The 12,208-nt window shown below is 62.1% G+C and carries 8 protein-coding genes; 5 read left to right on the forward strand and 3 right to left on the reverse strand.

Features of this window, described 5'->3' with window-relative positions; translation table 11 throughout:
* Window positions 1-190: 190 nt before the first annotated feature.
* The 3 genes from IAE77_RS12970 to IAE77_RS12980 are packed head-to-tail and all read right to left on the reverse strand — an operon-like array spanning window position 191 to window position 4,491.
* Window positions 191-2,032 carry a CocE/NonD family hydrolase gene (locus IAE77_RS12970; protein WP_294227118.1) on the reverse strand — a complete coding sequence of 614 codons (1,842 nt, stop codon included), beginning with the start codon at window positions 2,030-2,032 and terminating at the stop codon, window positions 191-193.
* A 4-nt stretch (window positions 2,033-2,036) separates the two neighbouring features.
* Window positions 2,037-2,996 (reverse strand): TlpA disulfide reductase family protein, encoded by a 960-nt coding sequence (locus tag IAE77_RS12975; protein ID WP_294227120.1) that lies wholly within the window; start codon window positions 2,994-2,996, stop codon window positions 2,037-2,039.
* A 40-nt stretch (window positions 2,997-3,036) separates the two neighbouring features.
* Window positions 3,037-4,491 (reverse strand): DUF1501 domain-containing protein, encoded by a 1,455-nt coding sequence (locus tag IAE77_RS12980; RefSeq protein ID WP_294227122.1) that lies wholly within the window; start codon window positions 4,489-4,491, stop codon window positions 3,037-3,039.
* A gap of 113 nt (window positions 4,492-4,604) precedes the next feature.
* Between IAE77_RS12980 and IAE77_RS12985 the strand changes: the two genes are divergently transcribed.
* From IAE77_RS12985 to IAE77_RS13005, 5 genes are all read left to right on the forward strand, one after another.
* The gene (locus tag IAE77_RS12985) at window positions 4,605-5,273 is read left to right on the forward strand and encodes a hypothetical protein (RefSeq protein ID WP_294227125.1); all 669 of its coding nucleotides are present in this window, start codon (window positions 4,605-4,607) and stop codon (window positions 5,271-5,273) included.
* On the forward strand, window positions 5,273-6,301 hold the full coding sequence (locus IAE77_RS12990; RefSeq protein ID WP_294227127.1) for a hypothetical protein: 1,029 nt from the start codon (window positions 5,273-5,275) through the stop codon (window positions 6,299-6,301). Before IAE77_RS12985 ends, IAE77_RS12990 begins: the two co-directional genes overlap by 1 nt.
* A gap of 12 nt (window positions 6,302-6,313) precedes the next feature.
* Window positions 6,314-6,724 (forward strand): MauE/DoxX family redox-associated membrane protein, encoded by a 411-nt coding sequence (locus IAE77_RS12995; RefSeq protein WP_294227128.1) that lies wholly within the window; start codon window positions 6,314-6,316, stop codon window positions 6,722-6,724.
* Window positions 6,725-6,851: 127 nt separating this feature from the next.
* Complete coding sequence (locus IAE77_RS13000) at window positions 6,852-9,731, forward strand: protein kinase (protein ID WP_294227130.1); 2,880 nt, start codon at window positions 6,852-6,854, stop codon at window positions 9,729-9,731.
* Between the two features lie 44 nt (window positions 9,732-9,775).
* Window positions 9,776-12,193 (forward strand): serine/threonine-protein kinase, encoded by a 2,418-nt coding sequence (locus tag IAE77_RS13005; RefSeq protein WP_294227133.1) that lies wholly within the window; start codon window positions 9,776-9,778, stop codon window positions 12,191-12,193.
* Window positions 12,194-12,208: the final 15 nt, after the last annotated feature.

The raw sequence follows: 12,208 nt of genomic DNA on the forward strand, positions 1-12,208 counted from the left end.
CCCAATCGAAGCCACCTGAAACATCGAGTTCGGCGACTTCGCGCTCAAAATGGCAGGCGCGGAAACATAGGCGGCAGTGTGTTTGAGAAAGGAGCGGCGGTTCATGGACAGCATGAACGTGGTCACACGGATTGCTCTCTCACGCGACAGCGTCCAGACGCAACGCTATCGCGCGTGCGATTGCCCGCAGCTATCGCTTCACCCACGGCAAGACGATGTGCGAGGGATGCTCGCCGCCGTAGTAAATCGTGTTGGTGGCGATCACGGTGCGGCGCTGCTGCTGGAGCGGTTCGCCGGTGTTCGGGTTCACGTCAAAGCGCGGGAAGTTGCTGCTGCTGATGTCCACGCGGATGCGGTGGCCTTTTTTGAAGACGTTGCTCGTGGGATACAGCTTGATCGTGAAGGGATACACCTTCCCGGGCTCCATGAGCTTTTCCTCCTGCAGCGACTCGCGAAAACGGGCGCGCACGATGCCGTCGGTGAGGTTCAGATCGAAGCCATGCGGCCAGTCGGCGCTGGGTGGGTAAACGTCGATGAGCTTCGCGGTGAAATCGGTGTCCAGGGCCGATGACGAAGCCCACAGCTTCACTTCGATCTCGCCGGTGACCTCGATGTCCTCGCCCAGCGGTGGGGTTTCGAACACACAAACGTCCGGTCGGGCCGAAAGCGGGATCGGCTTCTGCCAGTTCCAGAATTTTTCGCCGCCGCGTTGATCCCAAGCGCCCTGCTGCATGATGCCGTCGCCGGAGGAAATGTTGCCGCCGAGTGTGGGCACTGGATTTTTCGGATCGAAGTCGTAGCTGACCGACCCGCCATCGTTTGTCCGCCTCACATCACTCAAGAGGCCGTCGGCATGCAGGTAGAACGGCGTCCGTTTCGCACGGGCCAGCGGCCATTCGTTTTCATCACGCCAGCTTCCGCCGTGATTGAGCAGACCGTCTTTCGTTTTGCCACCGTCACCCGTGCCCATGACGAAGAGGCGCACTTTCGAGGCGAAGGGCGCGGCTTTGCCGACGCTGTTGTCGATCCCCTTCATCCAGTGGTCGAACCACTCCTTGCGCCAGGCGAGTTCGTTCGCGATGGCGGCCTCGGCACCGAAATCGACCTGTCCGTGCTTCGATTTGCCCTGCGCGCCGTGAATCCACGGCCCCATGATGAGATAGACATCACTTTTCAGCGTCTTCGACAAAGCGGTGAAATTCGCCGCAGTGTTGCCAGCCCACGAATCATACCAGCCGCCGACGAGATAGACGGGCATGTCCTTGTAGCGTGAAGGATCGGCCAGGATGTTGTTCTGCGCCCAGAAGGCGTCGTCCTTGCCGTGGCGCATGGCCTGGATGAGCCAGTCCTCGTATTCGGGCGCCAGTTTCAGCGGCGTGGAGCCCGGACGCAGCGGCAGCAGCGAAAGATAGTCCCAGCGATGGTCTGCCATCTCCTTCAATTCAGCCTGCGTGGCCGGATCGAGCGCCGCGTTGCTGCCTTTGCCGGCGTTCAGCATGATCCAATTCCAGAAGCGCATCTCAAACGCGCCCGCGTTGCGCATGCTCTGCCGTCCCATGTTGGACACGGCATCGACGGGAATGACCGTGGTGAGCTGCGGCACTTTTTCGAGTGCCATCGCGTGCTGCGTGCCGCCGACATAGGAGGTGCCCACCATGCCGATCCTGCCGTTCGACCACGGCTGCGCCGCGATCCATGCGGCGCAATCAGCGCCGTCCTTGCCGTCGTCGGTCATCCAGTGCCAGATGCCTTCGCTGGCGTAGCGACCCCGCGTGTCCTGCGCAACGAACGCGTAGCCGTTCGCGGCAAAGAACTCGCCGTAGCGCTTGTTGCCGTCCTTGTTGTAAGGCGTGCGCGTGAGGATCACCGGCAGCTTTTCCGCGTTTCCGGCGGGAAGGTAAACGTCCGTGGCCAGCTTCACCCCATCTCGCATCGGCACCATGATGCTTTTCTCGACCTTGATGGCCGGTTCCTGGGCGTGCAGGCCGAAGACGGCCAGGAAAACCGTCGCGAGTGCGATGCGCTGGATCATGACCTTACTCCGCGAGCAGCTTCGCCACATTCTCCTCAAGACCGCCACGGGCGTTCGTGCTCACGACCATGCCCTTCTTGTTCACGAGCCACATGGCGGGAATCGAGCTGATGCCATACTTGGTCGAGATCTCATTCTGCCAGCCTTTGCCGTCGAAATACTGCGGCCACTCCATGCCACGCTCCTTCACGAAGGACTCCAGAGCGGCCTTGTCCTGGTCGAGCGAGATGCCGACGATCTCGAAGCCCTTCGGATGCAGTTCCTTGTAGGCTTTGAGCACGTTTGGCAGCTCCGCCACGCACGGGCCGCACCACGTGGCCCAGAAGTCGATAAGCACAACTTTGCCCTGGAGCTTGGAGAGATCGACCTCGCGGCCGTCCACGGCGGTGAACTTCATCTCCAGCGGTTTGGTTTTCAGCTCGGCGTTCACTTTGGCGCCCTGGATCTTGCCCTCGACCATCTTGTTCATCTTCTCGGCCGGGAAGTCCTTCAGGTGCTTCTCCGCCTTGGCGATCCATCCATTGATGTCCCCACCGGGCGCATCGGCGGCCTCGAGCGACTCCATCACATCGATCACGCTGGCCTGGGACTTCGTCTCCGGCTTGGCATCCTCGGCTTTGAGCACCTCGGCCAGTTCGACGGTGGATCCGGCGGGAGCAGGCACTTCGGCCATCTCACGTGCCCGCCCGACCATCTTGTCGAAGATCACCGCATCCCAACGCGACGGATGATTCGGTCCGGCCTTCAAAGCAGCCGCACGTGCGGTGTCGAACTCACTGATGCCTTTTTTCAGAAAGGCGACCGCCTCTTCACGCGAGTTGGGCCGCTCCTTCGGGTTCTTCAGGTTTTCCATGGCGTCAGCCACCTTCTGCCATTCGGCGTCGCCGTCAGCAGCTTGAAGAAGAGAAGAGATGGCCAGGACGACAGTCGTGACCCCGAGTCGGAGAAGGCGTTGGGCGTTCATGCGGGCAGCCTAAACGGCGGCAAAGGCTGCTGGCAATCTTTTACGCGAAGATTTCCGTCACCGCTTTGCCCTTGCCGTCCTCGGTCACGTAGAAGGGCCGGCCTTCGATCTCGAACTCGGTTTTCGGACTGATGCCCATGGCGGTCATGATGGTGGCGTGCAGGTCCATGACGCTGACGGGGTTCTTCGTGGCGATGAGCGGGCGTTCATCGGCGGTTTCGCCGTAGAGGTAGCCCTTCTTCACGCCGCCGCCGAACATGACGACGCTGGTGCCGCCGGTGAAGTGGCGATGCAGGCCGTAATGCTGCGCTTCCTGGATCTTTTCGACTTTGAAGGTCGCCTGGTCCGCCGCGTTGGAGCCGGGTTTGCCCTCGATGAGCGCATCGCGGCTGAATTCGCTGGCGATGACGATGAGCGTGCGGTCGAGCAGGCCCTTCTTTTCGAGATCGAGCACGAGTTGGGCGATGGGCGCGTCGATTTCCTTGTGCAGGCCTTCCACGGTATCATGGCCGCTCTTGTGCGTGTCCCAGTAGAGGAAGGGCACATATTCGGTGGTGACCTCGACAAAGCGTGCGCCGGCCTCAACGAGTCGGCGTGCGAGCAGGCAGCCGCGGCCAAAGCGGCCGGTGTCGTATTTTTTGCGGCTCTCCTCGGGCTCGAGTGTGATGTCGAAGGCCTCGCGCTCCTTCGCGCTGAGCAGGCGGTAGGCGTTGTCCATGCTGCGGAGCATGGACTGCTGCTGGTAGTCGCTCATGAAGTCACGCTGCGGACTTTGATCGACGAGTTTGCGGAAAAGGCGGTCGCGATTGGCGAAACGGTTCGCGTCCATGCCCTTCGGCGGCTTCACGGACTGCGCGGCGTCCTCGGGGAAGGGGAGATTCATCGGGCCGAACTCGCTGCCGAAGAATCCGGCGGTGGTGAAGGCCTTCAGCTCCTCGCTTTCGCCCACGCCTTCGAGACGCTGGCCGATGTTGATGAACGCGGGCATCACGGGATTGCGCGGGCCGAGCACCTTCGCCATCCATGAGCCGATGTGCGGGCACGCGACGGTTTGCGGCGGCACGTAGCCGGTGTGCCAGTGGTATTGATGCCGCGAGTGCAGAATGCTGCCGAGATCCGGCTGCACGGCGCTGCGGATCAAAGTCGCGCGATCCATCACCTTCGCGATGTTTTCGAGACCCTGGCAGATTTTGATGCCATCGACTGCGGTGTCGATCGCAGGGAAGGTCGAGAGCATGCGTTTCACTTCGAGGCCCTTCTCGAAGGGCAGGTAGCCTTTCGGATCAAAGGTGTCCGGCGCGGCCATGCCGCCTGCCATCCACAAAAGGATGCACGCATCGGCCTTCGCAGGCGGATGGGTGACTTTTTCCCCTGTTTTGGCCCAGATGGCCCGCGGCTCGCCGGTCATCCACGCGGCGGTGGAGGCGGCGGCGAGCTTCTTGAGGAAATCGCGGCGGACGAGGTGCTCGGGGAGGCTGGGATCAAGATCGGACATGATGTTAAAACGGAGCGGCTTGCAGGCCGTGTTGCAAGCAGTTCGAGGAATTGCCTCCCCTCCCCAAGATTCCTCGTTTGACGTGCGTCTCGCTGTCGCCATTTCCATACACCGTGCACATCGCCCACCAACTGCTGTTCGTCCTGCTGCCCCTCGCGCTCGCCGTGCGTCTGGCGCTGCGGCCATGGCCGCCGGCTGCGGATGTGGCGGGTGGGGTGATGCGTTTCAGCCTCGGCATTGGCAAAGCCGTGCTGCTGGTTCACCCTCTGCTGCATCTGAGTTCGATGGTTTTGCGTGGCGGCCCGGACAGCCTCAGCACCAGCGTGGCATGGACAGGCTTCCTGGCGCTGATGCTGGCGTTGCATTTCCTGATCACATCCGCGGGAGACCTGATCGCCGGTCTTTGCGGGCTGGCTGGAATCAAGCTGACGGACAAGGTGGAAGACGCCTTCAGTCTGCGCAGGCTCAACCACGGCAATCTTGCGCGACATCTGCCGCTGCTGATCTTTCTGGCAGCTGTCGGCACGCTGGCGCACGGCACCTGGCTGCCCTTGAAGGCGTTGTTCAGTCCGGCACCGCGCAGCATTGCCACGGTGTTCCAGGAAACGCGTGTGTGGACGGACTTTCACGTCGTCACGATGATCGCAGGGTTTGCCTGCCTGCTGGGCCTGCCATGGTCCCGGGACTTTTTGCGCGCCCCGCTGCCGTGGAAGGGCGTGATCTGCCTCTGCGTCTTCTTCCTCGCCGCCGTGATGCTCTGGACTCGTGTCTCCCCGATGTGATGAAACCGACCACGCCTCCCATCGATCCGAAAAAGCGCTCGTTCATTCCGCCACCGCCGGAATTGAGCGAAAAGGCGGCGTTGAACCTCATCCGTGCCTTCGCCTGCCTCCTCGCGTTGCCGTTCGTGTTCGAACTCGCGTCGTGGTTCACGGCGTCAAAGACGAACATGGCCGCCGCGACGGTGCGCAGCGGCATGCAGTGGCTGCTGACGCATGCACTGGGTGAAGGGAACCTCGCGGTGCATCTCGGCCGCGAAGGCTGGTTGTTCGATCAGCGTGAAATCGACCGCCTGGTGCATGCGAAACGCGATGAGGCCAGCCTGCAGGCCCGTTTGATCAAGCTGGCGGCCGATTTGAAGGCACAGGACGCGTCTTTGATCGTGGTCGCCATTCCATCACGAGCCGCCTTGTATCCGGAGCAGATTCGTTCCGGCAACTACCTGTCGCCCGTGCGGCTGCCGGAAGAAAACGCGAAGCTGGAAGAGCTGCAGGCCGCAGGGATCGATGTGATGGACACGACCGACGCGCTGTGGGAGTTCCGGGACCGGAACATGGTGTTCTTCGCCCAGGACAGCCACTGGACGCCCGATGCCATGAAGGCGGTGGCGCTGGCGGTGAACAAACGGGTGCGGGAAAAGTTCCCCCGCCTCGTCAGCAGCGAAACACCGATCATCAACGCCACGATCCTCGAACACACGGACAGCGGCGATCTGGCGGACCAGCTCGATCCGCTTCATGCGGACAGCCTCCTCGGACACGAGGAAGCAAGCCTCATGGCCATCAAAGGCATCGAACCGGACGCCAAATCGCCCGTCGTGCTGCATGGCGGCGAATGGATCCGCGTGTTTGATGAGGCTGGACTCAGCTTTGGCGGTGGTGAAAAGCCGCCGCTGGCGGGTTTTTCCACGCACCTCGGCATGCTGCTGGGCAAACCGGTCGATGTCCGCGGCATGCCTCAGCCGGGCGAGAGCTACGAGGGGAAAAAACTCGTCATCTGCGTGCTGGCAATCCCGGAACTGGTGCCATAGTCCGCGCTTTCCATGCTGCGGCTGCTTCTCCATTTCTTCTTTGGCGGCGTCTTCGTCTATGCAGGCCTGCTGAAGGTGGCCGACCCGATGTCATTCCTCGACGACATCCGCAGCTTTGACCTGCTGGGCGATCCGTGGGCCGCGTGGCTGGCGATGGGCCTGCCGTGGCTCGAAATCCTGGCCGGACTGGCCGTGATGAGCGGCTTCCTGCGCTCCGGCGGCATGCTGATCCTGAACGGCTCGCTGGTAGTCTTCCTGATCGCGATCTGCCTCGCGTGGTGGCGCGGCATCGACATCCGCTGCGGCTGCTTCGGCCACTCCGACGCCACCTCCAGCTATCGCGACCTCATTCTGCGCGATGTGCTGCTGCTGCTCGCCGGGATCGTGCTGGTCTGGCATGGCAAACCCAGGGTGCGTTCCTAGAATTTCGCTCAACTCAGCTTGCCTGAAACGCCTGACTCGGCTAAGCCCGATTCCATGGAGGCGGCTGAACAAAAGCACGGCAAACGCCGGCACAGTGGTTGTTTCATCCACGGGAGGCCCATTGAACATGGCCTCTGATCAAGCATCTCCTGGATCTGACCCGGCCGGATGGGCACCGCCCGAGCCGCAGGAGCTCCAGGCCATGCTGCCGAAGTATGAAGTTTCCTCGCTCATCGGACGTGGAGGCATGGGAGCCGTGTATCTCGGCCGGCAGGATGCGCTCGACCGGCCGGTGGCCATCAAAATCCTGCCGCCAGGGCTGGAGGAGATCGATCCGGCGTATGGAGCCCGCTTCCGGCAGGAGGCGATGGCTTTGGCAAAGCTCAACCATCCCGGCATCGTGGCCGTGTATGACTTTGGCCGCACGGAGCAAGGCCTGTGGTACATCGTCATGGAGTATGTGGACGGCACGGATGTGGCGCGCATGATCCAGGAGCGAGGCCGGTTGAGATCGAAGGATGCCATGGCCGTCACCGCCCATGTGTGCGATGCGCTGGCCTATGCGCATGCCAGGGGCATCGTGCATCGCGACATCAAACCGGCGAACATCCTCATCGGCGTCAATGGTGCCGTGAAGGTGGCGGACTTCGGGCTGGCGAAGGCCTGGCAAGCAGGAGGCCACAGCCTGACGATGAGCGGCATGGCGATGGGAACACCCGATTACATCGCTCCAGAGGCGCTGGCGGCGGAGGGAGAGGTGGGGGCGCAGGCCGATGTGTATGCTCTGGGAGTGATGCTTTACCACATGCTCACAGGTGATTTACCGCGTGGGCTGTTTGAGCTGGCATCCAAGAAGATCAACGGCCTCGACCCACGCTTCGACGACATCATCGCCCAGGCGATGAAGAATGATCCCGCACAGCGTTATCCCGGGGTGGAGGCACTGCGGCGTGATCTGGACGCGTTGTTCACGACGCCTGCGGTGAAGGTTGATCCCGCCGCCTCTCAGGCCCCCGCCGCCTTGAACACGGTGCCTCAACCAAGAAGGCCCGCGCCACCACCGGCGCGCCAGCCGACCCGCCCACAGCCCCGGAAAAAATCCTTCGATTGGAGCTTCTGGGGGCCTGTGGGGGCGATGGCAGTGGGTTTAGTGTCGTTCGTGGCGTCGCAAAACCTTCCGCCGTCCGAACGGAAGACCATTCAGCGCCTCGAAGGCGAGGCATTGCAAGTCGAGGAGGTTACCGCGGGCCGGGCGGCGACGCAGAAGACCGGGGCCTTCCACGCAGGCGTCTGGAGCGCTGATGCACATCTCTGGTGGGTGGGCGGAAAGCTGGGCGAGCGTCTCAAGCTCCAGTTCTCCGTATCCGAGCCAGGATTACAGCGTGTGAAGGCCGTGCTGACGGGGGCTTATGACTACGCAGTCGCTGAAGTGTCATTGGATGGCCGTGTCGTTCAGGGATCGCCTTTTGACATGCAGGTGGAGGCCATCGTCACCTCGGACATTTTGGATTGGGGTGTCTTCGATCTACGCGGCGGCGATCATGTTCTGGAAGTCAAGCTGGTGGCCAATCACGGCAAGGTGTGGAAAGACCGCGATGGGTTCTGCTTCGGGCTGGATTACCTCCAGTTCGAACCACAGGAGGTCCGAACGACGCCCGCCGTCGCAGGCACCGATGTGGCCCCGCAGGCGCGGCCAAGCAGTTCGCAGTGCTCTGGAGATCATGTGCGGCACATGAATGACGGCAAAGCCATCACGAGGCCAGATTCCGGCCGTGCTCAGCGCATGACCTGGCACCCGCATCGTGGTGGCATGGAATGGGTGCAGCTCGAATGGGAGACACCGCAAATCCTTGGAGAATGCCAGGTCGTCTGGTTTGTGGATGCGGCTTCGGCGCTGCCAGAGTTTTGGCGGTTGCTTTACCGGGAGGAATCCGGTGCCTGGGTGCCGGTGGATGCAGCCATGCCTGCCGCAGAGCAGAACAAATGGTGCGTGGTGAAGTTCCCTCCCATCAAGACCACCGCGCTGCGAATTGCTGCGCAATGCAAAGAAGGCTTTTGGGCGGGCATCTGCCACTGGCGGGCCATCACCGCGGATCCGGCTGATGCCATCCCAGCGCCCGTCAAACGTGATCTCCTGCTCTCAGAACTGTCGCCACTGCATGCGCAGTCCGGGTGGGGGCTCTACCGGGCCAACAACTACGGTGCCGTGGATGAGCGTCATGGACGCGGCGTCTTCCTCGGCGGGGTTCGCTGCACCCATTACCTGTGGGCGCATCCGATGAGCCGCACGGTGTTTGCCATCCCCAGCGGCTGCACCAGCTTCACCACCACCGGGATCGGGCCATCCGATCTGAGGACTGGCAAGCCCTCAGGCGGTTATGGGAGCTGGAAGCACATCATCGAAGTGGACGGGAAGAAGTTGTTCGAATCGAAGGAGCTCAAAACCTATCCCGGTCAGGAACTGCCCATCGCCATCAGCTTCCCGGCAGGTTCCAGACAGCTCACCCTCATCACCGACAATTGCGGTGATGGGAACAGCGATCACGCCTTCTGGGCGTATCCCACGCTCCAGGCGTCCGATGATTCCATCAAGCCGTTGGCCGCCGACGCTCAAAACCCGCCTGTGATCACGCTGCGGCTTGCCAGTGATCCCAAGAAAGCCTTCGGGGCTCAGCCGGGCGGAGATTTGAGGCACGGCACACAGCCCGTGGCATTCAGAGTTGTTCCAGGCATCGCCGACCGCAAACTCGTCTCCTTGGAAATGGTGGGCAGTCCGGGGCATTTCGTCCGGCATTCCTGGGCGGTGGCTCGTGTGCAAAAAAAAGCAGGCCCGGAGGATGATGTCTTCGACCTCGATGCCACCTGGAAGATGACTTTGATCGGAGATGCCAGGGCGCGTTTCGAGTCGCTGAACTACCCCGGCACCTTTTTGGTGGCCAAGGACGATGGCAGTGTCGTCCAGGTCAATGCCGCCCCTCTCAGCCATTCCGTTTTTCTTTTGAAGTAAACTGCAACCGCCGCCCGCACTTTCCGAATCTGTTCTTGAACTGTATGTCCTCTGAAGACTCCCCCACGTCAAACGACCCGCTTTTCGGCAATGCCGCCAGCGACCTCCTCCGAGGTGCCGCAGGCGGCGATGCACAGCCGCCTTCCGATCCACGTTACTGGCAGCCGCCAACGCCCGAGGAACTGCAATCCCGCCTCGAGGGCTACGTCATTGAGGCCTTCCTCGCCCGAGGCGGCATGGGCGCGGTGTATCGCGGCATGCAGGCCTCGCTGGAGCGGGCGGTGGCCATCAAAATCCTGCCGCCTTCGCTTGGTGAGCACGATCACAGCTTCGTCCTCCGCTTCAAGCAGGAGGCCCGCGCCATGGCGCAGCTCAACCACCCCGGCATCGTGAAGGTCTATGACTTTGGTGAGATGAGCGATGGCACGCTCTACTTCGTGATGGAGTTCATCGAAGGCACCGATGTGGCGCGCATGATCGCCAGCCAGGGGCGGCTGCACTCAGCGCATGCGATGGCCATCACCGCGCATGTGTGTGATGCGCTGCAATACGCGCACCAGCTCGGCATCATCCATCGCGACATCAAGCCGGCCAACATCATGGTGGGAAGTGACGGCACGGTGAAGGTGGCGGACTTCGGCCTCGCGAAGTCCTTCAACAGCGGGCACACCACGCTCACCATGACCGGCCATGTCATGGGCACGCTCAATTTCATGGCCCCGGAGGCGCTCATGCTCGGCAGCGCGGTCGATCACCGTGCGGACATCTATGCCGTGGGCGTCATGCTTTACCAGATGCTCACGGGAAGGCTGCCGCAGGGCCTGTTTGAGATGCCCAGCCTCCTCGTGCCGGGACTCGACCCGCGCTACGACGCCATCATCGCCTATGCGATGCGTGAGAATCGGGATCATCGCTATCAGAGCATCTATGACATGCGCTGCGCGCTGGATTCCATCCTCACGCAGCCGGTCTTACAAGTTGCCACGCTGCCTCAGGTCACCGAACTGCAGCAAACGACGGCGGCAACTGCCAGCGCCACGGCACCGGCCCGCACCAGTTCGCCACCGCCACCCCGTCCTGGCCAGCCGCGTTCTCCACAGGGCCCACGCCCTCCGCAGGGCAGCAAGGCGGCACCCGTGGTGAAAAAATCATCGGGCTCCGGCGTCTGGCTCGTCGTCGCCATCATGGTGCTGGGTCTGGGCGGCTTTGCGTGGATGCAGATGGGCAAATCGCACACGGATTCACCCAGAACGAATCTCCAGAAGATCGGCGATACCGTCATTCCTCAACTCAACTTTTACAAAGCCAGCCTCGCGGAAGCCTGTGAATTCGTGCGGGTCAAAGGCAGGGAAATCTCTGGCCAGCATGTGAACATCATCATCGGACCTGAGTTTGCGGAGAGCAGGCATGAGATCACCTGCAACTTCGCCCAGGTCTCACTCGCTGACGCGCTCGCCTACATCGCGGACATCTGCGATGCCGAGGTCGCCACTGCTCCGGAGTCATTTCGCCTCCGGCCCAGATCGACCAGGTCGCAGGCGCTCGATCCCTGGGCCGTCCAGTCCTTCGGTGAAGCAGGCAAGATCGTCATCCCCAGCGTTCGCTTCCAAAACGCCACCATTGAGGAAGCGGTCGAGTTCCTGACACTCAAGAGCCGTGATCTGGATCCCCAGAAAAAGGGCCTGGTGATCCTCCTGGACGAGACTGCCATCAGCGCCGCCGGAAAAGTCACCTACGACAGCCACAACATCACCGCAGCCAACGCTGTCGCACAGGTCGCCGCTGCGGCAGGGCTCGAGATCCACCGTGTGGGAGACGCCGCACGCCTGCGGGCATCGGCAAAGCCGAAGCAGCTGGCAACAGCGCCTTCACCTGCGCCAGCTCCCGCTACCGCGCAGCCTGTCACGCCACCCGCTGGCCCCATCAAGCTCCGCCCCTCCCGCGAGGACGGCGAGCCTTCGATCCTCCGCTTCGTCAACAAGCTCTCCGAAGAGGTGAAAATCCAGCTCGTGGACAGTCGTGGGCGACTCATCAAGGCATCAAACCTCAGAGCCGGTGCCACGAGCGGAAGGCACACCTTGATCGGGCAGGTATGGCTCATCACGTCGAAGAGCGGGGTGCAGCTCGGACTGGTGGAATCACGCACGGCGAAAAGCATCATCACCATCAGCACGGCAGGCATCGAGGAGAAGGTGGATCAGACGCCGGATCGCGAACTGGTCACCATGGTCCAGTTGACCGGTGCCAGCATCGGCGATGCCGTTTCCCTCCTGCGCCAGCGTGTCGCGGCTGCCGGACTCGCCACCAGGATCGAACTCGATCCGCGGGTCGATCCAAAGGCGGGCAGCATCCACCTGGATGCCCAGACGACAGCGCTCGAAGAAATCATCGAGATATGCGCCTACCATGCTGGCATGAGACCCAGCAAAGATGGCGTCAATTATCGCATCGTCCCTCGCTAACCCCTTTCTCATCCC

It is taken from the genome of Prosthecobacter sp., assembly GCF_014879935.1.
Lineage (GTDB): Bacteria > Verrucomicrobiota > Verrucomicrobiia > Verrucomicrobiales > Verrucomicrobiaceae > Prosthecobacter.